This is a genomic window from Mesorhizobium loti, from assembly GCF_003148495.1.
GTDB lineage: Bacteria > Pseudomonadota > Alphaproteobacteria > Rhizobiales > Rhizobiaceae > Mesorhizobium > Mesorhizobium loti.
In genome coordinates this window covers 1,323,577-1,344,199 of record NZ_QGGH01000001.1, presented here as the reverse complement: position 1 = coordinate 1,344,199, position 20,623 = coordinate 1,323,577, and the positions used below count along the sequence as shown (strand labels likewise).

The 20,623-nt window shown below is 65.1% G+C and carries 23 protein-coding genes and 1 pseudogene; 12 read left to right on the top strand and 12 right to left on the bottom strand.

Annotated elements, in window-relative coordinates:
- From C8D77_RS06840 to C8D77_RS06815, 5 genes are all read left to right on the top strand, one after another.
- The gene (locus C8D77_RS06840; protein WP_109660471.1) at positions 1-801 is read left to right on the top strand and encodes an ABC transporter permease; all 801 of its coding nucleotides are present in this window, start codon (positions 1-3) and stop codon (positions 799-801) included.
- The gene (locus tag C8D77_RS06835; RefSeq protein WP_109660469.1) at positions 798-1,874 is read left to right on the top strand and encodes an ABC transporter ATP-binding protein; all 1,077 of its coding nucleotides are present in this window, start codon (positions 798-800) and stop codon (positions 1,872-1,874) included. Before C8D77_RS06840 ends, C8D77_RS06835 begins: the two co-directional genes overlap by 4 nt.
- Positions 1,875-2,153: 279 nt before the next feature.
- Positions 2,154-2,447, top strand: coding sequence for a hypothetical protein (locus tag C8D77_RS06830; protein WP_109660466.1), 294 nt, complete (start codon positions 2,154-2,156; stop codon positions 2,445-2,447).
- A gap of 642 nt (positions 2,448-3,089) precedes the next feature.
- The gene (locus C8D77_RS06820; protein WP_109660464.1) at positions 3,090-5,114 is read left to right on the top strand and encodes an acyltransferase family protein; all 2,025 of its coding nucleotides are present in this window, start codon (positions 3,090-3,092) and stop codon (positions 5,112-5,114) included.
- Positions 5,115-5,276: 162 nt separating this feature from the next.
- Positions 5,277-5,576 carry a hypothetical protein gene (locus C8D77_RS06815; protein ID WP_109660461.1) on the top strand — a complete coding sequence of 100 codons (300 nt, stop codon included), beginning with the start codon at positions 5,277-5,279 and terminating at the stop codon, positions 5,574-5,576.
- Positions 5,577-5,632: 56 nt separating this feature from the next.
- Here C8D77_RS06815 and C8D77_RS06810 read toward each other — a convergent pair whose 3' ends face one another.
- The 3 genes from C8D77_RS06810 to C8D77_RS06800 all read right to left on the bottom strand — a co-directional run bounded on the left by C8D77_RS06810 (position 5,633) and on the right by C8D77_RS06800 (position 7,380).
- The gene (locus C8D77_RS06810) at positions 5,633-6,229 is read right to left on the bottom strand and encodes a DUF6456 domain-containing protein (protein WP_109660459.1); all 597 of its coding nucleotides are present in this window, start codon (positions 6,227-6,229) and stop codon (positions 5,633-5,635) included.
- 223 nt (positions 6,230-6,452) lie between these two features.
- Positions 6,453-6,764: a hypothetical protein gene (locus tag C8D77_RS06805; RefSeq protein ID WP_146211767.1), complete on the bottom strand. Its 312-nt coding sequence runs from the start codon at positions 6,762-6,764 to the stop codon at positions 6,453-6,455.
- Positions 6,685-7,380, bottom strand: coding sequence for a YdaU family protein (locus tag C8D77_RS06800; RefSeq protein WP_109660455.1), 696 nt, complete (start codon positions 7,378-7,380; stop codon positions 6,685-6,687). The genes C8D77_RS06805 and C8D77_RS06800 overlap by 80 nt, the downstream gene beginning before the upstream one ends.
- Positions 7,381-7,475: 95 nt before the next feature.
- On the opposite strand from C8D77_RS06800, the gene C8D77_RS06795 reads away from it, so the two are divergent.
- Both C8D77_RS06795 and C8D77_RS06790 read left to right on the top strand, forming a co-directional pair.
- Complete coding sequence (locus C8D77_RS06795; RefSeq protein WP_109661370.1) at positions 7,476-7,757, top strand: DUF982 domain-containing protein; 282 nt, start codon at positions 7,476-7,478, stop codon at positions 7,755-7,757.
- Positions 7,758-7,865: 108 nt separating this feature from the next.
- A complete protein-coding gene (locus tag C8D77_RS06790; RefSeq protein WP_164548892.1) occupies positions 7,866-8,174 on the top strand; it encodes a DUF982 domain-containing protein in 309 nt (102 codons plus the stop codon).
- 223 nt (positions 8,175-8,397) lie between these two features.
- Here C8D77_RS06790 and C8D77_RS06785 read toward each other — a convergent pair whose 3' ends face one another.
- Complete coding sequence (locus C8D77_RS06785; protein ID WP_109660451.1) at positions 8,398-9,066, bottom strand: GcrA family cell cycle regulator; 669 nt, start codon at positions 9,064-9,066, stop codon at positions 8,398-8,400.
- Between the two features lie 112 nt (positions 9,067-9,178).
- The gene (locus tag C8D77_RS06780; protein WP_245951654.1) at positions 9,179-9,586 is read right to left on the bottom strand and encodes a hypothetical protein; all 408 of its coding nucleotides are present in this window, start codon (positions 9,584-9,586) and stop codon (positions 9,179-9,181) included.
- Between the two features lie 76 nt (positions 9,587-9,662).
- Between C8D77_RS06780 and C8D77_RS06775 the strand changes: the two genes are divergently transcribed.
- On the top strand, positions 9,663-10,358 hold the full coding sequence (locus C8D77_RS06775) for an XRE family transcriptional regulator (protein ID WP_164548893.1): 696 nt from the start codon (positions 9,663-9,665) through the stop codon (positions 10,356-10,358).
- 21 nt (positions 10,359-10,379) lie between these two features.
- Here the strand turns inward: C8D77_RS06775 and C8D77_RS06770 are convergent, their stop codons facing one another.
- Complete coding sequence (locus C8D77_RS06770) at positions 10,380-10,682, bottom strand: hypothetical protein (RefSeq protein ID WP_109660447.1); 303 nt, start codon at positions 10,680-10,682, stop codon at positions 10,380-10,382.
- A 185-nt stretch (positions 10,683-10,867) separates the two neighbouring features.
- On the opposite strand from C8D77_RS06770, the gene C8D77_RS06765 reads away from it, so the two are divergent.
- From C8D77_RS06765 to C8D77_RS06750, 4 genes are read left to right on the top strand one after another with little or no spacing between them, the layout of a single operon-like run.
- Positions 10,868-11,341, top strand: a complete 474-nt coding sequence (locus C8D77_RS06765) for a hypothetical protein (protein WP_245951652.1) — start codon at positions 10,868-10,870, stop codon at positions 11,339-11,341.
- Positions 11,322-11,915, top strand: coding sequence for a hypothetical protein (locus C8D77_RS06760; RefSeq protein ID WP_109660445.1), 594 nt, complete (start codon positions 11,322-11,324; stop codon positions 11,913-11,915). Before C8D77_RS06765 ends, C8D77_RS06760 begins: the two co-directional genes overlap by 20 nt.
- A complete protein-coding gene (locus tag C8D77_RS06755; RefSeq protein WP_109660443.1) occupies positions 11,912-12,514 on the top strand; it encodes a hypothetical protein in 603 nt (200 codons plus the stop codon). The genes C8D77_RS06760 and C8D77_RS06755 overlap by 4 nt, the downstream gene beginning before the upstream one ends.
- A complete protein-coding gene (locus tag C8D77_RS06750) occupies positions 12,511-13,089 on the top strand; it encodes a hypothetical protein (protein ID WP_109660441.1) in 579 nt (192 codons plus the stop codon). Before C8D77_RS06755 ends, C8D77_RS06750 begins: the two co-directional genes overlap by 4 nt.
- A gap of 32 nt (positions 13,090-13,121) precedes the next feature.
- On the opposite strand, the gene C8D77_RS06745 is transcribed toward C8D77_RS06750, so the two are convergent.
- The 6 genes and pseudogenes from C8D77_RS06745 to C8D77_RS06725 all read right to left on the bottom strand — a co-directional run bounded on the left by C8D77_RS06745 (position 13,122) and on the right by C8D77_RS06725 (position 20,437).
- On the bottom strand, positions 13,122-14,438 hold the full coding sequence (locus tag C8D77_RS06745; RefSeq protein ID WP_109660439.1) for a hypothetical protein: 1,317 nt from the start codon (positions 14,436-14,438) through the stop codon (positions 13,122-13,124).
- A 109-nt stretch (positions 14,439-14,547) separates the two neighbouring features.
- A complete protein-coding gene (locus C8D77_RS06740; RefSeq protein ID WP_109660437.1) occupies positions 14,548-15,558 on the bottom strand; it encodes an ABC transporter permease in 1,011 nt (336 codons plus the stop codon).
- A complete protein-coding gene (locus C8D77_RS06735) occupies positions 15,555-16,622 on the bottom strand; it encodes a sugar ABC transporter ATP-binding protein (RefSeq protein ID WP_425453708.1) in 1,068 nt (355 codons plus the stop codon). Before C8D77_RS06735 ends, C8D77_RS06740 begins: the two co-directional genes overlap by 4 nt.
- A pseudogene (locus C8D77_RS39060) lies at positions 16,596-17,024 on the bottom strand (ATP-binding cassette domain-containing protein); the annotation flags it as partial. The pseudogene C8D77_RS39060 and the gene C8D77_RS06735, both read right to left, overlap by 27 nt.
- A 252-nt stretch (positions 17,025-17,276) precedes the next feature.
- A complete protein-coding gene (locus C8D77_RS06730) occupies positions 17,277-18,224 on the bottom strand; it encodes a substrate-binding domain-containing protein (RefSeq protein ID WP_109660434.1) in 948 nt (315 codons plus the stop codon).
- Positions 18,225-18,517: 293 nt separating this feature from the next.
- Positions 18,518-20,437, bottom strand: coding sequence for a diguanylate cyclase (locus tag C8D77_RS06725; RefSeq protein ID WP_109660432.1), 1,920 nt, complete (start codon positions 20,435-20,437; stop codon positions 18,518-18,520).
- Positions 20,438-20,623: the final 186 nt, after the last annotated feature.

Below are 20,623 nucleotides of genomic sequence, written 5' to 3'. Positions count from 1 at the left end.
ATGCTGCTCGACTATGACCGTATGGGCTGGCTGAAAATTGCCCTGCTCGGCTTCACCGCTCTGGTTGCCGGCTTTCTCCTGCTGCCTGTCGTCTTCATCGTCCTGCTCTCCTTCGGCTCGTCGCGTTGGCTGGCCTTTCCGCCGCCCGGCTGGACGCTGAAATGGTACCACGAGCTGTTTGCCGATCCGGCCTGGCTCGACGCTGCGCTGACCAGCGCCAGGATCGCCACCATGACGGCGATCCTGTCCGTGGTGATCGGCCTTCTCGCTTCCTTCGCTTTGGTTCGCGGACAGTTTGCCGGGCGTGAGATCCTGCGCGGCCTGCTGCTGACGCCGATGGTGCTGCCCGTCGTCGTCTTCGCCATCGCCATCTACGCCTTCTTCCTGCGCCTCGGCCTCGGCGGCACCACGATCGGCTTCGTCATCGCCCACACCGTGCTGGCCCTGCCCTTCGCCATCATCCCGATCGCCACCGCACTGGAAGGCTTCGACAAGTCGATCGAGGACGCGGCCATCGTCTGCGGCGCAAGCCCGCTCGAGGCCAGGCTCAGGATCACCTTGCCATCGATCCGCATCGGCATCTTTTCCGCCGCGATCTTTTCCTTCCTCGCCTCCTGGGACGAAGTCGTGGTGGCGATCTTCATGGCGAGCCCCAGCCTGCAAACCCTGCCCGTCAAGATATGGGGCAGTCTGCGCTCGGATCTGAGCCCGGTGATCGCCGCCGCCTCCAGCCTGCTGGTCGGGCTGACGCTGGCCCTGATGGTGGTGACGGCACTGCTGCAGCGAAAGGTCAAGACATGACCCAGCCCTTCCTCTCCATCCGCAATCTGCGCAAGGCGTTCGGCGCCATCACCGCCGTGCACGACGTCACCCTCGATATACCCAAAGGCGAGTTCCTGACCTTCCTCGGGCCTTCAGGCTCGGGAAAGTCGACGACGCTCTACGCCATCGCCGGCTTCCAGGATCCGAGTTCCGGCGATGTCGAGCTGGAAGGAAGATCGCTGCTTGCCGTGCCTTCGCACAGGCGCAACATCGGCATGGTGTTCCAGCGCTACACGCTGTTTCCGCATCTGACGGTGGCCGAGAACGTCGCCTTTCCGCTGCGGGTTCGCCGCCGGCCGGAGGCCGAGGTGAAGAAGAAGGTCGCCGACATGCTGGCCCTGGTGCGGCTCGAAAGCTTCGCCCAGCGCTTGCCGGGCGCCCTGTCGGGTGGCCAGCAGCAGCGCGTCGCGCTCGCCCGTGCGCTGGCCTACGATCCGCCTATCCTGTTGATGGACGAACCCTTGTCGGCGCTCGACAAGAAATTGCGCGAAGAGATCCAGGGCGAGATCCGCCGCATCCATCGCGAGACCGGCGTCACCATCCTCTACGTCACCCACGACCAGGAAGAGGCGCTGCATCTGTCGGACCGGATCGCACTGTTCCGGGACGGCCGCATCGAGCAGACCGGCAGCGGCGAGGACCTGTATCTGCGGCCAGCCACCGATTTCGTCGCCGGCTTCATCGGCAATTCGAATTTCCTCGCCGCAGAACATCTTGACACCAAGGATGGCACGGCAACAATCCGGCTGGCCGACGGTTCGGTCGTCTCCGGCGTCAGGGCCAACGGCACGTTCGGCAAAGGCCAGAAGACCAGGCTGATGATCAGGCCGGAAGCGTTTGGCATGGTGAGGCGCCCGGCGAGCGCGGAACTCAACGTCGAGATCGTCGATGTCGCCTTCTACGGCGAGCGCCGGCGCATCGTCGCGCGCACCGCCGGCGGCGAGGGGGTCGACATCAGGCCGACCTCCGCCGCCATGCAGTTGCAGGACCTGACGCCCTGCAGCCGGCAGGTCTTTTTCGATCCGACAGCGGCGTTCCTGTTTCCTGCCTGACATGCCGGTTGATTGTCTGGAGTCGACCAGAGCGGCAAATACAGTGGCCCTATGCGCATCGCGGCACAGCAAGGCAGCCCACAATCTTGATCGCGCGGCAAATGATTCCGGTCATGGAATCCCACTTTGGCCGAAACGAGCAAAATCCGAAAAAGTTTCAAGCTTTTTTCGACTATATTTTACCCGGGATTGGCCTGCTTCCTGGAACTTTCATCCAAACCTGTCGTTTTTCCAGACGATCGTTGCTCGACGATCTCAAAGCAACAGGAGGATTGTACCATGAACATCAAGATGATCTGCTTGGGCGCCATGGCGCTTTCGATGGTCGGCGGCGCGGCGTTTGCCAAAACGTCGGCTCTCGACGATCCGGCCAAGATGCAGCCCTTCTACACCGACTCCAGCATGAAGACGATGGTCAGCAACGACGACTTCGTGAAGGCCTGGAAGGCCCTAACGCCGGACGACCAGACCGCGATGATGAAGGCCTGCGAGGACGAGTCGAAGGACGCCACTGCGGCCAACAGCCATCCGGAATTCTGCAGCAGCGTGAAAGCGAACGGCGGCAGCAAGTAGCAATCCACTGAACCGACGAGAAAAACAGCCCCTTTGCGGGGCTGTTTTGCGTCCGGGCCTCGAAACGGGCAAGCCCGCAGCCTGTCGGCTTCAAACCCTGATCGTCGAGCGGGACCTGTCAGTCCGTCACTGAGACCGCGCTCGCCACGACATTTGAGAGCTTCTGGCGCTTTACCAGCACCGGCTTTTCGTAGGTCTTTTTCACGGGATATCCTCTGCCCCCAAGCGAGCGCTTTAAAGGGCGCCCGCGGCAAGATGTTGTCAAGCCAAAGCTAAAAACACCGGGATGGCACACAGAAAGCAGCCAAAGGTCGAAGGATATTTGTTATCTCCCGGAACTGGGTGGACCCGCTGTCACGGCGGACAGCTTCCCGCGCTTGTCGAGCGTCGGCTTCTCATAAATCTTCTTCATCGATGTCCCCATGGCCCGAATGACAACGCCAAGAGGCATCAGCCGTGCCCGCCCTGTCAAGCTGCGACCAAGAACGTTTTGGTGAGCGTCGCCAGACCTGGACCGTCTCCCACTCCCTGCACCGTCGTCCCATTCTGGTCATGTTGCACTGCGATAGATTTGTTGCGTTGCGATATCAGCCTGCCCCGCCGACACTGGCGACGGGTTCGGGCTTACACGAAGGAGTCTCCGTGGCAGCATCGTTCCGGCCGGACATACAAGGATTGCGCGCGCTCGCCGTCGGCGGCGTCGTCGCCTATCATTTCGGCCTCACCGCGCTCCCCGGCGGCTTTGCCGGCGTCGACATCTTCTTCGTCATCTCCGGCTGGCTGATCACAACCCACCTCATGCAGGAAATCACCGAGACCGGCCGGCTCGACCTCTGGCGCTTCTATGCCAGGCGCGCCCGGCGGCTTTTGCCGGCAGCCTTGTTCGTCATCCTGGTCACGCTGGCCGCCGGCTACTTCATCCTGGCGCCGCAGGAGCAGGCGCTCTATTCGCGTGGCGCCATGTTCGCTTCCGCCTACGCCATCAATCTGTGGCTGCTGCGCTGGTCGTTCGACTATTTCGCCGCCGACGCCACCAGCAATCCCTTCATCCACTTCTGGTCGCTGTCCGTGGAGGAGCAGTTCTATCTGGCCTGGCCGGCGCTGCTTCTGCTGGCCGCCTGGCTGCGGCCGGGCCGACGCACGGTCGTGGCCGTGATCGGCGTGGCCGGCCTCGCCTCCTTCGCCGCCTGCCTCTGGCTGACCACCGTCGCGCCGGCCTGGGCCTTCTATTTCTCGCCGCTGCGCGCCTGGGAGTTCGCCGCCGGCGGCCTGGCGACACTGGTGCCGGCAGCTTTCCAGCAACACCGCGCCTGGCTGCGGCCCGCCCTTGGCTGGCTCGGCCTGGCGCTGATCGCGGCGGCCTATCTCTGCTTGAGCGAAGACCTGCCCTTCCCCGGCTGGTACGCGCTGCTGCCGGTGGCCGGCACGGTGCTGGTGCTGTTGAGCGGTGCCGGCGCGGAGCAGACCAATGGGCGGACCGGCAGGCCAGCCCTTGGCCCGGCCGCCGCCCTGTCACTGCCGCCTTTGCAATGGATCGGCACGCTCTCCTATTCGCTCTATCTCTGGCACTGGCCGGTCATCGTCTATGCCGGGATGCTGGCGCCGGATCTCTCCGTCCCGCAGCGCCTTGGCTGCGGTGTGCTGGCGCTGGCGCTGTCGGTGCTCACCTATCATCTGATCGAGAACCCGGCGCGGCGCGGCGCCTGGCTGACGGCGGGCGCCCGCGCCTTTCCCAGCGCAATTGCGGGCGCAAAACCGCTTCCCACTTTTCCTGCAATTGCTCTGATTCCAGCGCTGGCGCTGACCGGTGCCGGCGTAGCGGTCGCCTATGCCAATGCGCATCTGGCCCAGCGCAACATCGGCCCCGAGCAGCGCGGCATCGAACAAGCCGCCGAAAAACCCTCCATCGCGCGTGCCGTCGACAAGAGCTGCCTGCTCGACTTCCACACGGTGACGCCAAAACCCTGCGTGTTCGGCGCCGCGGACGCCGCCCATACCGTCGTGCTGTTCGGCGATTCGCATGCCGACCACTGGTCGACGCCGCTGATCGAAGCGGCGAAACGCAACGACACCAAGGTGGTCACCTACCTCAAATCATCATGCCGCGCCTCGCGGCTCTCCACCTTCAACACGGTGCTGAAGCGCGACTACACCGAATGCGACGCCTGGCGCGAGCAAGCGATAGCAGACATCATCCGCGCCAAGCCGCGCCTGGTGGTGATCTCGGAATTCTCCATCGGCAACCTGACGCGCGATATGCCCACCGCCGGCCGCAGAGCCGAGACCGCGCGCTGGCAGGCAGGCCTGCGCTCGACCTTGCAGGCCTTCAGTCGGGCCGGTGTCGAGACGGCCGTGATTCGCGACACACCGATCAACGACAGCTTCGCCGACTCCTGCGTGGCGCGCGCGCTGTGGTGGCGCGAAGCACCCTCGCCGCACTGCGACACACCAAGGACGGACGCCGCCAACGACAGCACCGCCGCCGCCGAGCGCGCGGTCGTGGCAAGCGTGCCCGACACGCGCTATGTCGACCTCACCAACCACTTCTGTGGCCCAACAGCCTGCCACGTCGTCATCGGCGGCAAGCTAGCTTTCCGCGACAGGCACCATCTGGCGACGGCGTTTGCGGAGACGCTGGAAGGGCCGTTGGAGCGGGCGCTGTTTTAGGGGTGAGAAGCGGCGCAGCAGACTTGTCGCACCACGCCAGCCACCCCATTGCGCGGCCCAGGACTCTCGCGCGCCGGTATCCGCATCCTTTGTCTTACGAATCTGTGGAACGAGGCCGCATCTTAGGGGTTATATTAGGTCAACCTTGAAAAGGAGGTAGCTATGAAGAAGCTCCTGCTTGTTTCGGTTATCGCCATTGCTTCGGCGGCGGCGATGATCGCCCCCGCGGATGCCCGCAGTCATGTCTTTATCGGCATCGGCGGCTATAACGACTACTACGGTAACGACTATTACGATGGTTATGGGGATTATGGCGGCCGCTACGTCTATAGCCCCTACGACGCCTACGACAACGGCTACAGGCCGCGTTATTTCCACCGGCACCACCGTTGCCACGTGGAACTGGTCACGCACTGGCGCTACCACCACAGGATCACTGAGGAAATCCGCGTCTGCCGGTAACCTGATCGTATGAAATCATGATCCGGCCGGCATCGCTGGTCGGATCATTGCGCCCCTCACCGCCGCCCCATCATCATCCCATAATGTACCGCCAGCAGATCCAGCCCGACCTTCAGCAGCTTCGTCACCACCTCGCGACCCTCTCCGGTCTGTTCCGCCACGCCCTTGATCGAGCCTTCCGCGCAGCAGACTTGTCGCACCACGGCGGCCACCTCCCAATGGCCTAGCGCCTTGGTGGCGGCGGCGTGCGCGCGGCCGGCGTCCAGCACGCTGTCGGCGATGCCGCCGCCGTGGCGGCCGCCGTCGATGCGCTCGGTCCAGCGCATCGGCTTGACATCAGCCTGCTGGCTGCAGCGGAAATCCCCGCGGTAGCGCAGGCCGGCTTCGCGCTGCTGGCGCGACAGCGAGGTGATGCCGAGAAGCGGATCGATCGTGCGCACCCGCACGATGCCGCCTGTGGAGGCGAAGCCGTCATTCGACACTTCGTAGACGCGGCTTGCCTCAGAAGTGCCGGCGGCCAGCCGCTTGCGGCCGAAGGCGTCGTCCCTGAGCGCGAAATCATGGCCGACCTCGCGCCGGATGCGTACCTGCTCGGCCTCGCCCTTGGGCAGTTTCGGCGCCTGTGGTTTGGCGGATTTGGTTTTCCTGGGCATGGATGGCTCCTGGTTTGGGTGTTGGGTCGGGCGTTGGCTGATAACTGGCCGTGTAACTTCCCCCTCACCCGGCCTCCGCTTCGCTCGGCCACCGTCTCCCCGAGGGAAGACGAGACTTGCAGCGCCGGCGCCTTCCTCTTCTCCCCACCGGGGGTCCGAAGGATGGGCGAGGCAGGTGACTCGCCCCGGCAAAAGTGGCCGCGAAGCGGTCGGATGAGGGGGTCTAGCTCCTCTTGTTGGCAGCAGGCCCCAGCGTGCCCGCCGCCCGTCGCGCCAGCAGCTCTCGTATCGCGCGGCGTTCGCGCAGTTCGATGCAGAGTTGCGCGCTGGAGGGGCAGAACTGGGCGTTGCCGGTTTTCACCTCGCCGCGCATGAAGCGCTGGATGGCGCTCTGCACGTCGGTCAGCTCGGCATCCTGCACGGCGCTGAGATAGCCGCGCATCTGCATGTCGACGTCAGTCAGCGCGGATTGCGGGAAGCATGAGAACATCGCGGCCAACGCCTTGGTCGCCTGCTGCAATTCGGCTGCGGTCATGTCTGCGTATCTCCTCAATGATGGCGTTGGCGGCGTCGGTGTGGGTTTTCGGCTGATGCCAGCCGGGCTTTCTTCCCGAAAAAACGGGAGCCGTTTTGTTTTTGCCTGCCGGGGAGAAATCCGCAGGCTTCGCATTGCCCAGCGAAAAATGCTGCGCATTTTCGGAGGACAAACGCTTCGCGTTGTCCGGGGAAAAAGCGGCAGCTTTTTCCATCTGGTTTCTGGAGTCTGGGAGATGCCGCGGCAATCCACCGGCATTTGCCGCTGCATGCGTCTTTGTTTTCAAAGCGGTGGCGGCGCCACCGCGTGCCCCGGCGGCGGCCCTCGCTTGGCTTTTGACCTGGGCTTTGCGCAGCTCTTTCGTCAGCCGCTTGTGGCCGATCTCGCCGCCCGCGCGCTCGAAGAAGGTCAACAGGTCGGGACTCAGCGCACGCCACTTTTTCAGCGACAGGCGCGCCACCCGCGCCAACCTGGCGTCGTCGTCGGGCAAGCTGCCGCCGGCGTTCCACATCGCCATCAACAACAGCATGTAGGCGCCGATCTGCTCGGTGGAGAGCTGCAGCGTGTCGCCGACGAAATCGGAGACGTAAAGCTGCATGAAGGGCCGTTCGCTCATGGCAGCACACGCGGGAGCTTGCCCGCATCAGGGCTAATGGAACCAGCGCGAATTTTCGACGTTATGCGGCGTCCACGGACACGGGAGAGATGCCGATGACAGCCTTCATGCCGGTTACCCTGCGCTTTTGCGACAACACAACCATGCTGGTCAGCTCGGTGGCCGAGGCCGCCAGGGCGCTGAGCCAGCAATGGCCCGACAAGACAGCACCTGGCTATGTCGAGGCGGCCCGGCTGGTCACGCTCGCCGTCGACGGCACCTGCTGCCAGCGCATCGCCTTCGAGGCTCTCACCAAGGCGGCCAGGCAACAGAACATAGTTGTGGCGAAGCCGAAAAGCCGCGCCCATGACTGGCTGGATGCCGTGGCCGGTTGGTGACAGGCGCGCGCCGGCCGAAAAATTGATGCAACCGCCCGCCGGCGCGGCGCGTTTATGAAAGCGGTAGGTAGAGCCGCGCGCAAAGCGAAGGTGAACGCCGTGGGTACGATGAAGACCGGAGTGCCGCTCAAGGTGCGGATGGACGAGCAGATTGAAGAGATCGACAGCGTCAGCGAAGCTGCCGACTTCCTGCAACGCTGGCCGCTTGAGCGGCGCGGCCATGTCTACCGCAGCGCCCTCAACGCCTGCAGCGCGGCAATCGCCGCGCAGATTTCCGAAGCCGATGCCATGAAAGTGTTCACCGGCTTTGCCCGGGTGGCCGACATATTGGTCGACGAAGGCAGCCCGGCCATGACGATGGATGCAAGGAGCGTGCAGAGCCGCACGCCCAAGCAGGGCCGGCAGGCGCCGAAATAGGGTTTTGGTGGTTTTGTTTTTGGCTTGATTCATCTCAGATCCTCCACCCCTGGTAGTGACGGCGAGGCAGCCCCCTCACCCAGCCTCCGCTTCGCTCGGCTGACCTCTCCCCGAGGGGAGAGGAGACTTGCAGCGCCGGCGCCTCCCTCTTCTCCCCCACGGGGAGAAGGTGGCCGGGAAGCGGCCGGATGAGGGGGCTGGCGGCAGCAATGGGAGAGCAGCCTTACCCCGCCACAAAAACGCGGCGCTGGAAGCGCGCCTGGTGGTAGGGGCAATAGCTTTTCAGCGCCCTGGTGCGCATGCCGCAGCACAGCATGTCGGCGCCCGGCCGGCTGCCTGGAGCGTCGTTGTCCGGGTCCTCTTCCAGCGTCAGGTCTAGCGGCGCGCGGCAGCGGTCAAACAGGCAGTCGATGAAGCGCATCGCCACGCCATGCGGCTGTCGGCCGACGGGCGTGCGCGGCGGCACCGGGACCTTGAAACGATAGGCCTCGCCGTCGGCGATCAGCACGCCCACCTCGCATACGAACAGGCGCGGCGGCAGCCAGGCCGGCGAAGCGTCGCGCTTTGTGGTGGCCGCCTTGCGCATGCCGGTGACAGCGAGCGCAGCGTCGATGGTGCCGGCGGCCGGCCTGGCGCTCGCCGATGTTCCGTTCGCCCGCTTGCTCACCCTGCGCTTGCGTGCAGCCCGCTTGGCCCCGGCCGGCAACCCCTTGCCATTGGCAAAGCCGATCGCGCCCAGCATGGCGTTGCGGTGCACGATGCCGATGATGGCGTTGCGCGACACCGCGTTGCCGCGCAGCGCGCTGAATGCGGCGGCGATCCTGGAGGCGGAAAGCCCGTCCTTCAGCCAGCGGGCGATCTCCTGCAATTCGGGGTCGGTATAGCTTGCCATGTCCAGGCTCCATCCAAAGTTCTGCCTTCGGCCGCGCGCCGTCAGGCAGCGTCAGGTTTGGCCCGCCGGGCCGCAGTCAGGGTGTGTGGTTCGAGGGCCGGCTGACGCCGGCTCAGCCGGACCGGCTTTGCAGCCCGGCGGTTTGGGCGAGGCGCGAAAGCCGCGCCTCTGCCGTCTTTCTGTCGGGGGCGGAAACCGCCCTGCCCGTCGGCCTGTCGAACAGGATGACGGTGCCGTCTTCGGTACGGATGCACGACCTGTCGGACAGACCGGCGCCACGCTGATCGAATTGGGGGCCGGAGCCGCTGGGAGCGGCGGCTCCGGCCGTTCCGGTCGCCGGGGATGGGCGGACCGGACCCGCGGCTGGTGCATTGAAGCACTGAGCCTCGGGCTTCACCTCGGCCGGGGAGGAGGACGGCCGGGGCGGAAGGGAATGGGCAGCGGTGACGACCGCCGGATGCGCCTCGCGTGAGGCCGGCGCTCTTGCGCCTTCAAAGCTGGACAGGTTTTGCATGATCATATATAAGCATAACTCAAAAATAGATGCAAGCCATTCTTTCATGGACGAGAGCCGCTTTCATCGCTCACATGGCGCCATGGCAAAAACGGAACTGTCGATCAAGGTCGGAGCGGCGATCCGCAAGGCGCGCAAGCAGCGCGGCCTGGTCATGCGCCACATCGCCGAGCACAACGACACCGATGTCGCCGCTGTCGGCAACTGGGAAACCGGCCGCAATCTGCCCAAGACCGAGAACCTCTTGAAGACCGCCGCCTTCCTGCGCGTCGACCCGGTGGCGCTGGGCCAAGGGCAGGTCGTCTTCCTCGACGATGCCGGCCCGGTCGCCGACGCCGAGATCGTCACCGATGCCGGTCCGCTACCCGCCGGGTCGATGGATATCGAAGTACTGGGCGCGGCCGTCGGCGGCGATGATGGCGATTTCACCTTCAACGGCGAGCCGGCAGGCTATGTCCAGCGCCCACCGGGCGTGCGCAACCTGCCGAAGGTCTTTGCGCTGCACGTGCTCTCGGATTCCATGGTGCCGCGCTACGAGCCCGGCGACCTGATCTATTGCGGCGGCCGCGACGCCGTGCCCGGCGACCATGTGGTGATCGAGACCTTCCCGGAAGAAAATGAGCGCAACGGCAAGGCCTTCATCAAGAAGCTGGTCAAGCGCACCGCCGCCGAGCTGGTCGTCGAGCAATACAATCCACCCAAGACCCTGACCTTCAACCGCTACGCGATCAAACACGTCTGGCGGGTGATTCCGCTGAAGGAATTGCTGGGGTATTAGCGCCCTTTTTCCTTCTCCCCCTCAAGCCCGCCGCGACCCCTCGAGCGGCACCTCGCGCTTACTCAGCATCTGCGCTTCGCTGCGCACGCGCTGGCGCTCGTCTATGAACGCCGCCTGGATCGTGACAGTCGCCCCCGGCAGCCCCTCGGCGCGGCAGGCCGAGCAGACGATGCGGCCCGACAAGGCGGCCAGCGGCGTGTTGCCTGTCACCCCGAACCGCTTCAGCTGATCGGGCCGCCACCAACGGTTGCGGCCGCAATCGGCGCACTCGACCGAGATCGAGGCGACGTGCGCGATCACTGGTTCCCTGCCCCGCAATGCCATCGCCCCTCCTCGCCTTTTGTTCCTGATTTGTTCGCATATTCCTGCGTTTTGCGCCGGGAGTCGAGTCGCAGTTTCCAAACAGTCCCAAAAGTTTTTCTTCTACCTATCTTTGAGTTATGCTTACATCAACTCGTAAGTGTGAGTCGGGGCTCAAACCCACCGCCACATCAAGCCCGGGAGTGACGATGGACGCCGCCGATTTCGCCCGCGCCTGCGGTTACACCGGCGACAGCCCTGCCCTCCTCGAAGCCTTCGAAGCCATCCGCCGCAACGGCATCGTCCACGCCCGCCTGGATCACATCAGGCGCAAGGCGGTGATCGACGAGCTGAAGCAGTCGGAGGCGCTGTTCCTAGCGGCGATCGGCCCGGCACTGTCGGCTGAGGAAGCCATCGAGGATGCCGCCCGCGTCATCGCCTGCTGGCGCAACATGCCGCGCTGGCGTCAGGAGCGGCGCCTGCCCGACCTGATCAGGGCCAAGCAACAGCGCCTGGTGGCGCGCTACTTCCGCCGCCATGGCCACAGGCTCTGGGCAAGGGAAGCGGCGCGAGGGCTGGACCAGCCAATTGCGGGTTCCATCAGCCGTTTTTTCTTTCTAGAGTGCACCCGGGTGGCTGATCGTTCGACGTGCATAGTTTGGAATGTTCAAGACTGCCCGTAGCAGATTTCAGACTTGGATAACGGCCGGCGCCGGAACCATCGCCGCCCTGTTCGTCGCCGGCCTGATGGGGGCCTTCGGCGCCCTGCCCGCTCACGCGCCGCCGCAATTGCCGCCCGATGCCGCCATCGATGCCGGGCGCTGGCGGGTCCAGTCGGTGCGCGCCTATGTCAGCCGCGCCAAGGTCTATGGCGTGCCGCTGAAGCCCGGCCAGAAGGCGCTGGTGCTGGAGGCCGACATGACCAACCGCACTGCGCAATCCGACAAGGCCTATTTCAATGTCTTCGCGCCGGACGGCCTCGCTTTGCCTGACGGCCTGCCGATGATCGCGCTGACCCGCGATCAGACGCTGACGCCGGAACTGCATCCCGGCATGACCGAGCGCATGGCCTATGTCTGGCCACTTGCCGGTGACGCCATCGTACCGGCAAATCTCAGCTTCGGCATCACCGCCGAAATCTTCAAGCCGCGCGACAATCTTTACGGCACGCCCGGCTGGTTCAATCCCACCCGGCTCGGCACCGTCACCTTGCCGATCGCCGACCTGCCGACAGACTCACTGGGAACCGGCTCATGAAGATCCGAGCCATCGGCAATCTCCTGATCCTCGCCGCCACCGTGGCGCTCAGCTACGGCATGCAGGTGTCGAAGCCGCATTATGCCGAGCTCACCGCGCCTATCCCGATCGATGGCGCCATGCACGACACGGTGCGGGCGCGCAGCTTCGATGTCCGCCTCGACAAAGTGGTCTTCGCCCGCACGCTGAAGACCGACCAGTTCGGCCAGACCAGGGTGCTGACCACGAGCGGCCTGTGGGCGGTAGTGACGACCAATCTCACCGCCACCAGCACCTCCACCACGGTCGCCGACGGCACCTGGCAAGGCCGGACCGGCCTGCGCTACCACCAGACGGAGCGGCTCAGCTATCGCCAGGACATGCCGCCACATGCCGTCGATCCGGGTTTGGAAAGAAACGGCCTGTTCGTATTCGAAGTGCCGCCGGACCAGATCCGCGGCGCCAGCCTGCTGGTCGCTGCGCGCCAGTTCGCTCCGCTCGACGCCCAGGCCCGCATCAGCCTCGACGCGGTGCCGACCGGCGCCGATGGCCAGCCTGCAGAGATCTTGCCGCAATACGATCTCGACGCTGCTGTGCCATCCGTTCAAGGCAAGTCATGAGCGCAGTTTCGGCCGACATCGAACCAGCCGGCGACGTCCGGCAGGCCGAGACAAAATGGCGCCGGCGCGGTCTTGGCGCACTCGCCATCCTGCTGCCGCTGACGCTGGCCGAGATAAGCTATGACAGCGTCCGCGAATGGCTGCACGGCGAAGACCTCGTCGCCAGGGATATCGACTTCGGCCAGTCCATGCCGTTCGGCGGCAGCGACTGGCGGCTGGCCGATTTGCGCGGCGGCAAGGCCGGCCGCTTGCCCGAGCACGCCTTCGCCGTCATCGCCACCTTCGCCGTCACGGTCGGCGATCCCGATCTGCAAAAGCAGTGGCTGGGCTGCAAATTGATGCTGACCGATGCCACCGGCCGCCGCTGGCTGCCGGATTTCATCTCCGGCGTCAGCCTGCCGGATGGCGTGATGAACTGCACCTCGGCGATCTTCTCCGGCGCCAAGAAAGGCAACGTCATCACCGTCGGCGAAACCTTCATCGTGCCCGAAGATGCCGTCAAGACCATCCGCCCGGCGGTTGGATTGGGCAGCGAACGGCCGTGGTATCTGCGTTTTCAGAGGCCGCCGAAGTGAGCCGTCCTCTCAGGGCCTGGGTTCCTCGCCAGCTATTCAGCCACCTCACCAATCGCCCCCGCCCCTTTCGCCATCGAAAACGCCGTCTCCAGCGCGGCGGCGAGAAAGCATATGCGCAGCGGCTCGATCAGGATGCCGGTGGAGGAATCCTGGAACGGGCTGCCGAACAGCAGCGTTACGCCGTGCGAAAAAATCTGCCAGACGTCGAGCTCGTGCGGACCGATCAGCCGCGTCGCACCGAGCCACAGCCACGCAGCGCCCCAGTCGAGCAAACGGTAGCCGACGACCAGCGTGCACAAAAGCACCAGGCTCGAGCTGACCGTCAGCCGTACCCCATTGGCGATCGGCAGGTAGCGCGAGCGATAGCCCGCAATGAAATGCTCGACGAAATCGCGCAGGAATTTCGGCAGGCCGGCATAGCGCTGGCCGGCGCGCTCCAGCCGGCCATGCACCCGCATCAGCGCAGCATCGTCGCGCACGTCATAGCCATAGATCAGCGCCGCCATCACCAGCCAGATCAGCGGCAGCAGCATGAAGAAGAACAAATTGATCGCCACCGTCGACGGCGCGATCGAGGTGATCTCGACCGGCACGATGGGCGCGGCCGAGGCGATCGGCACCGGGCTCGCCAGCCCGTCGGCCGATGCTTGCAGGGCCGACCAGAAATTGCGGCTCATCAGCCATTGCAGCGCGCTGTCCTTCCAGCGGCTGATGACGTAAAGACCGACGAAGATCCAGTTGGTCTCGCAGATCACCACGACGATCTGCCAGAACGAGGCGGCTTTCGTCTTGGTCTGCATGAATTTGGCCAGCCGGCGGATCAGCCAGGACACCGCCACCGAGACCAGCAGCCAGCGCGAATCGAGCACGTCAAGCACATTGGCGCTCTGGCCGAAATCGGCCTGGTCGAGCGTGGCGCGCGAATATTGGCGCACGATGTCGCCCAGAAATCCCCAGGCCGCGTAATAGGCGAAGAAGGGCAGCAGCGCGATGGTGATCATCCGCACCAGCCGCGAGCCGCGCCGGTCCGCCGCGGCGCCCTGCTCCTTGCCGGCGGCTTGCGCCTCGGCGATTGCGGCGCTGTCCGCGCTGCGCTGCGCAGCCAGCACATGCGGCAGGCCGGGGCGCAGCACATGGAACATCGCCACCGTCACCACCAGCTGCGCCAGCGCCACCAGCGTCAGCATCGCCAGCCCGGCGAAGTGATTGGCAAGCGCCACCCTCGCCGCCAGCTGCATGAGGAGATCGCCGACCAGCACGCCGGCCAGCACCAGCGCTGCGAGCTGCGGCCAGAACTGCCGCAGCAGCGAAAAACTCAAGGTGATCGGTCTGATGATATCGGCAAACATGAGGTTCTCTCACGATGCCACCCGCCAAAACCTTTCTAGCAAAGCATGATTGTTTTGCAAGGAATGGGGCTCCCCTTCTACCCTTGTGGGAGAAAAGAGAACCGTCCCCTCACCGCCTTACCCGCGACTTCAGCCACCGGTCGAACGCCACCGCCAGGATCAGGATCAGCCCGATGACGATGCTTTGCGTGTAGGACGAGACGTTGTTGAACTGCAGCCCGTTCTGCAGCACGCCGATGAGGGCCGCGCCGACCACCGTGCCGCCGACCGAGCCGATGCCGCCGAACAGCGAGGTGCCGCCGATGACGACGGCCGAAATGACCGTCAGCTCGTAGCCGATGCCGGCCACCGCTTCCGAGGAGTTGAGCCTGGCCGACAGCACGAAGGCAGCGAGCCCGGCAAAAAAGCCGACGATGACATAGACCGAGACCAGGATGCGGTCGACGCGCAGGCCAGACAGCCTCGCCGCCTCGGCATTGCCGCCGACGGCATAGACGGCGCGGCCATAGCGCGTGTAGCGCAGCACGATGTGGCACAGGATGGCGGCCGCCGCGAAGATGAGCGCCGGCACTGGTACCGGGCCGATCAGCCCGGTACCGAACCAGCGCATCGAGGCGTCAAAGCCCGAGATCGGGCCGCCATTGGAGATGGTCAGCGTCAGCCCGCGAAACACCGTCAGCCCGCCCAGCGTGACGACGAAGGGCGGCACTTTGAGCCGGGTGATGACAAGCCCCTGCACGCCGCCGGCCGCAGCGCCGACCACGACGGCGGCGAGCAGTGCTGCGAACCAGCCATAACCTTGCGTTCCGCTCGTCGACAGCGACAGCGTGTTGGCGGTACCGCCCTTGGCGACCACGGCGGCGACCATGCCGCAGAAGGCGAGCAGCGAGCCGACCGACAGGTCGATGCCGGCGGTGAGGATGACGAAGGTCATGCCGAGCGCGATCAGCCCGGTGATCGAGATCTGCCTTGTGATGTTGAACAGGTTGATCGGGTCCATGAAGCTCGGCTTCAGCACCGTGAAGACGACGATCAGCGCCACCAGGAACAGCAGCGGCCCGAAGCTCATCAACAGCCGCGCGAAATTGATGCCGCCGCGCTGGTCCTCCGCCACGCTCATGGTGTCTCCTTGCGGTCGAGTGCCATCAGTTCCATCAGTCTTTCCTCGTTTGCCTCGACGCCCGGCATCTGACCGGTGATGCGTCCGCGGCGCATGGTGACGATGCGGTCCGACACCGCCAGCACCTCCGGCAGTTCCGACGAGATCATCATCACCGCAATGCCGCGCGCCGCAAGCTGCACCAGGATCTGGTGCACCTCGGTCTTGGCGCCGACATCGACGCCGCGCGTCGGCTCGTCGACGATCAGCACCTTGGGATCGCGCGCCAGCCAGCGTGCCAGGATCACCTTCTGCTGGTTGCCGCCCGACAGGCCCTCGATCGCCTGCTCAGCCGAGGCCATGCGGATCGACAGCATCTTGCGAAAACCGGCGAGTGCATCGCGCTCGCGCCGTTCGGCCATGAAGCCGAAACCGTTGCTGAAGCTGCCCAGCGATGCGACGGAGAAATTAGGCAGGATGCCGAGTGCGGCAAAGATCGCCTGGTGCTTGCGGTCCTCCGGCACCAGGCCGATGCCGAGCGCGATGGCGTCCGCCGGCGATGCCGGTGCGATCGGCTTGCCGTCGAGCGTGATGGTGCCGGCCGCGATGCGGTCGGCGCCAAAAATGGCGCGCGCCAGTTCGGTGCGGCCCGAGCCAACGAGGCCGGCAACGCCGAGGATTTCACCGGCCTTGAGGTCGATGTCGACGCCGTCGAGCACGATGGCATGCGGCGCCTCGGGGTCGCGCACGGTGCGCAAGCCGCGCACCGACAGCACGACATCGCCGGCCACCGCGCGCTGCGCCGGCCGCGCATAGAGTTCGGACGCCGCACGGCCGACCATCTTCTCGATGATCCTGGGCAGCGCGATCGGCCCGCCCTCGCGGTTGAGATGTCCGGCCAGCCTGCCGTCGCGCAGCACCGTCATGCGGTCACAGATCGCGGAAGCCTCTTCCAGCCGGTGGGTGACGAACATGATGGCGACCTTGTCCTTGCGCAGCCGGTCCATGATCGACAGCAGCCTCTGCACCTCGGTTTCGGTCAGCGCCGAGGTCGGCTCATCCATGATGATCAGCCGGCTTTTCAGCGACAGCGCACGCGCGATCTCGACCAGCTGCTGTTCGGCGACAGACAGTGCCGACACCGGCGTCATCGGATCGATGGAGAGACCGACGCGGGCGATGATGTCGCGAGACGCCGCCTCCATCCTGCGCCAACTGACCAGCCCGAGCGGCCCCACCGGCGCACGGCCGATAAAAATGTTCTCCGCCACCGTCAGCGTCGGGATCAGGCTCAGCTCCTGATAGATGGTCACGATGCCGAGCCGCTTGGCGTCCTGCGGGCTGGATGGCTGATAGTCGGCGCCGTCGAAAATGATGTGGCCGCTGGAGGGCGGCATCACGCCCGACAGGATCTTCAACAGCGTCGACTTGCCGGCGCCGTTCTCGCCCAGCAGGCCAAGGATTTCGCCGGGGCGGATGTCGAGCGAGACATCGCTGAGCGCGGTCACGCCGGAAAAATGCTTGGTGATGCCCTCGACGGCAAGCAGGACGGGTTTGGGCGATGCGGCTTCAGCTGGCAAGGGTTGCTCCCGGATTTCAGCAGGATGCGGGACAGCGCCCCCCGCTGTCCTGCCGGACATCTCCCCCACGAGAGGGGGGAGATTGGCAGTTTTGCCGGCAGGACAGAGGGGGCGCGACAGAACGCGACCTCCACCCGTCATGCGCCCGGCTCTCACCCCCTACTTCGTCTCGCCAATCCGCTCCGCCTTGTCCAAATTGTCCTTGCCAATCACAATCGGCGTCAGCAGCACCAGCTTCTCCTTCGGCTCGGTCTTGTCCTTGGCAAAGGCCACCGCGATGCGCACCGCCGTGCGCGACTGTTCGCCGGGGAATTGCTCGACGGTGCCGGCAAGCTTGCCGTCGCGCACCGCGACCAGCGCTTCCGGCAGCGCATCGAAGCCGTAGATCTTGACGTCGGTGAAGTTGCGCGCCGCGCAGGCCTCCATGGCGCCCAGCGCCATGTCGTCATTGGCGCAGACGATGGCGTCCGGCTTGCCGTTGGCGGCAAGGCCGGCCTCTGTCACCGACAGCGCCTCGGCGCGGGCGAAGTTGGCGGTCTGCTCGAAGACGATCTGGTACTTGTCCTTCAGGGGATCGAGCACGTTGTGGACGCCCTTGTTGCGGTCGATCGCCGGACCGGCACCTGGCTGGCCCTGCAGATGGAAGATCTTGGCGCCGTTGGGGAATGCCGCCACCATGGCGTTGGCTTCCGCCTCGCCGCCCTTGACGTTGTCGGCGCCGACATGGGCCAGGATGCCCTCGACACCGTCGACGCGGCGGTCGATCGTCACCACGGGAACGCCGGCCTTGACCGCTTCCTCGATGGCCGGCGCCAGCGCGTTGACGTCGAGCGGCGAGATGACGATGGCGTTGACCTTCTGCACCAGGGCCGCCTCGATGTCGGCGGTCTGCTTGGTGGCCGAGTTCTGGCCGTCGCTCTCGGTCAAATTGACGCCTTGCGCGGCGGCCTCGGCCTTGATCTCGTTCAGCATGTGCACGAAGAACGGAAAGCCGAGATTGGGCACCGAGCCCAGGATGGTGAGCTTGTCCTGCGCAAACACCGAAGGTGCGGCAAGCATCATGGCGCCAAAGGCCGCGGACGACAGCAGGAATTCGCGTCTGTTCATGGGATCCTCCTCCACAAGAACGCACGATCCCGAAAACCGGGATCGGTTTCAGGAAGGATCATGCGTCGGTTCAAAGTGTTGGAGCATCCTCCCTGCGCCCGAAAACGCATGCCGCTCCAGCTGGCCGCCGCTGTTAAAAGAGCCTCCCACCGACGCCTGCCCGGAGATGCTAACCCAGGGTCAACCATTTGTGCAACATCGATATAACAGAGCTGCCGGGCAAATTATCGGAATTGTCGGATTTTTGAATTGCGGGCATGGGCGTCCCTACCGGACGCTGCCCCCGCCCCTGCTTACGACCGGCGTCGTGCGCCTGTCGCGTGCGGCTCGCTGACATGCGGGCGCCAGCCGTGGACCCGGTCCCGCCCCGCCACCTTGGCGCCATAGAGGGCCTCGTCGGCACGCCTGAGCAGATCGGCGATCTCGATCGAGGCGCCGCCCGGATCGAAGGTCCCCACCCCGACACTGATGGTGACGATGCCCTTTTCGCTGCCGGCGTGTGCGAGCCTGAGGTCGCGCACGCCTTTTCTGAGATTTTCGGCGATCACGAATGCGCCGCGCGCATCGGTTTCAGGAAGGATGAGGGCGAACTCTTCGCCCCCGTAGCGGGCGGCCGCATCGGCCGCCCGCCGGGCCGTTGCCTTGATGCAGCCGCTGACGGCGCGCAGGCATTCGTCACCAGCCGGATGGCCGTAATGATCGTTGAACCGCTTGAACCAGTCGACGTCGATGATGAGCAGGCTCAGCGGCGCCATGCTCCGCTTGCCGCGCGCATATTCGAGCGCCAGCGCTTCATCGAAGGCCCGGCGCGTCAGCAGTTCGGTCAGGCCGTCACGGTTGGCCAGCAGGTTCAGCTTCTCGTTGGCCGCCAGCAACTCAGCCTCGACATGCTTGGCCTCGGTGATGTCGGAGTAGACGCTGAGGCTGCCGCCATCGCTGGTCGGCCTCGTCCTGACGTCAAGCCAGCGCCCGTCGGAAAGCCTGATCTCCTGGCGGTTGCTGGGAAGCTTCCGTGACGCCACGATGCCGCCGATCCAATCCTCGATCTTGTCCGGCGGCACAATCTGTTCGCCGCGCGCGGCCGAGATGCGCAGGATATCGCGATAATCGGCACCGGGTATCCGGATGTCGGCTGTCTGTGGAAACATGGCAATGTATTGGGCATTGCCGAGCACCAGTTTGCCATCCCCGTCGAACATCACCAGGCCGTCGGCCATATGCGTCAAGGCGTCCGCCAGCCGGACACGGCTTTCAGCCAGTTCGTCCTCCAGTTGCTTGCGCGTGGTGATGTCGCGATTGTGCGTGATCAGCCCGACGATGGTTCCGCTGTGATCCCGGAACGGCGCTTTCAGCGTCGACAGCCAACCGTCGGGTCCGTCTTCGTGATGAAGGCGCTGCTCGATGGTGGAGGGTACGCCGCCCGCGAGAATGGCGAGCTCGTCCTCGTGGAATTTCCGGGCTGTTTCCTGCGGATAGAAATCGAAATCGGTCTTGCCGATCAGCGCCTTGGCATCCACGGCGCGCATCAGCCTTGCGGTAGCCGGATTTGCGGCGATAAACCGGCCCTCCAGATCCTTGACATTGAGGCAATCGGGCAGAGCCTCGACGACCGCCTTGTAGATGCGCCGCGATTGCAGTGCCTCGATGCGGCGGCGTTCCTGGTAGAGCGCAAGTCCCGACAGCATGATCGAAAGAAAGATCAGCAGCGACGTCGGCAGCGCCACTTGCGGCAGCACCGTCTGCATGATCTCCCGTGGCAGGGCGAGCAGGCCGAGCGGCGAGCCGGCGGCGGCCGTTGCGGCCAGGATCAGGATGTCTACCCGGCCGGGCGCGCGGCCGCGCAGGGCGAGATGGCCGGCAATACCGATCAAGGTGGCGATGGCGATCCCCATGGCGCCGGCGAACACGCCGATACCGCCTTCATGGAAACGGAACGCGACGGCGGCCAGCCCAGCGATGACACAGGCCACGGGACCGCCGAAGAAGCCCGCCAGTGCGATCATCGTGCCGCGCAGATCGACGAAGAGGCCGGGCTGCAACTGCATCGGCGTCAGCATCAGGATGACGGCGCCGGCCCCCATCAGTAGGCCGAAAGCCGTCGCCCGCGTCAAAGCCGCCCTGCGGTCCAGCCACACATGGGTGTGGATCCAGACGGAAACGAACATCGCTACGACGGCGAGATTGGCCAGCAATTCGGACCAGGGTGAACCCATGCTTCACGCGTCCATTGGTGCGTCGGCCACAGGCGACGCGGCCCTTGTGGATACGCCCCGCAAGAAAACAAAGGGTTACGGCGCGGGTTTGGATTGTCGCGATATCCGCATAAGAGTGCGTGGCCGGGCCAATAACCTGTTCGCTGCTTCCATTCTTTCGGCCCAGCGCTACCTTGGACTGAGCCT

Bases quoted from the DNA above. Each gene is read 5' to 3' on its own strand.
- C8D77_RS06840 (WP_109660471.1), top strand. From the start codon at position 1: ATGCTGCTCGACTATGACCGTATGGGCTGGCTGAAAATTGCCCTGCTC.
- C8D77_RS06835 (WP_109660469.1), top strand. From the start codon at position 798: ATGACCCAGCCCTTCCTCTCCATCCGCAATCTGCGCAAGGCGTTCGGC.
- C8D77_RS06830 (WP_109660466.1), top strand. From the start codon at position 2,154: ATGAACATCAAGATGATCTGCTTGGGCGCCATGGCGCTTTCGATGGTC.
- C8D77_RS06815 (WP_109660461.1), top strand. From the start codon at position 5,277: ATGAAGAAGCTCCTGCTTGTTTCGGTTATCGCCATTGCTTCGGCGGCG.
- C8D77_RS06810 (WP_109660459.1), bottom strand. From the start codon at position 6,229: ATGCCCAGGAAAACCAAATCCGCCAAACCACAGGCGCCGAAACTGCCC.
- C8D77_RS06805 (WP_146211767.1), bottom strand. From the start codon at position 6,764: ATGACCGCAGCCGAATTGCAGCAGGCGACCAAGGCGTTGGCCGCGATG.
- C8D77_RS06800 (WP_109660455.1), bottom strand. From the start codon at position 7,380: ATGAGCGAACGGCCCTTCATGCAGCTTTACGTCTCCGATTTCGTCGGC.
- C8D77_RS06795 (WP_109661370.1), top strand. From the start codon at position 7,476: ATGACAGCCTTCATGCCGGTTACCCTGCGCTTTTGCGACAACACAACC.
- C8D77_RS06790 (WP_164548892.1), top strand. From the start codon at position 7,866: ATGAAGACCGGAGTGCCGCTCAAGGTGCGGATGGACGAGCAGATTGAA.
- C8D77_RS06785 (WP_109660451.1), bottom strand. From the start codon at position 9,066: ATGGCAAGCTATACCGACCCCGAATTGCAGGAGATCGCCCGCTGGCTG.
- C8D77_RS06780 (WP_245951654.1), bottom strand. From the start codon at position 9,586: ATGATCATGCAAAACCTGTCCAGCTTTGAAGGCGCAAGAGCGCCGGCC.
- C8D77_RS06775 (WP_164548893.1), top strand. From the start codon at position 9,663: ATGGCAAAAACGGAACTGTCGATCAAGGTCGGAGCGGCGATCCGCAAG.
- C8D77_RS06770 (WP_109660447.1), bottom strand. From the start codon at position 10,682: ATGGCATTGCGGGGCAGGGAACCAGTGATCGCGCACGTCGCCTCGATC.
- C8D77_RS06765 (WP_245951652.1), top strand. From the start codon at position 10,868: ATGGACGCCGCCGATTTCGCCCGCGCCTGCGGTTACACCGGCGACAGC.
- C8D77_RS06760 (WP_109660445.1), top strand. From the start codon at position 11,322: ATGTTCAAGACTGCCCGTAGCAGATTTCAGACTTGGATAACGGCCGGC.
- C8D77_RS06755 (WP_109660443.1), top strand. From the start codon at position 11,912: ATGAAGATCCGAGCCATCGGCAATCTCCTGATCCTCGCCGCCACCGTG.
- C8D77_RS06750 (WP_109660441.1), top strand. From the start codon at position 12,511: ATGAGCGCAGTTTCGGCCGACATCGAACCAGCCGGCGACGTCCGGCAG.
- C8D77_RS06745 (WP_109660439.1), bottom strand. From the start codon at position 14,438: ATGTTTGCCGATATCATCAGACCGATCACCTTGAGTTTTTCGCTGCTG.
- C8D77_RS06740 (WP_109660437.1), bottom strand. From the start codon at position 15,558: ATGAGCGTGGCGGAGGACCAGCGCGGCGGCATCAATTTCGCGCGGCTG.
- C8D77_RS06730 (WP_109660434.1), bottom strand. From the start codon at position 18,224: ATGAACAGACGCGAATTCCTGCTGTCGTCCGCGGCCTTTGGCGCCATG.
- C8D77_RS06725 (WP_109660432.1), bottom strand. From the start codon at position 20,437: ATGGGTTCACCCTGGTCCGAATTGCTGGCCAATCTCGCCGTCGTAGCG.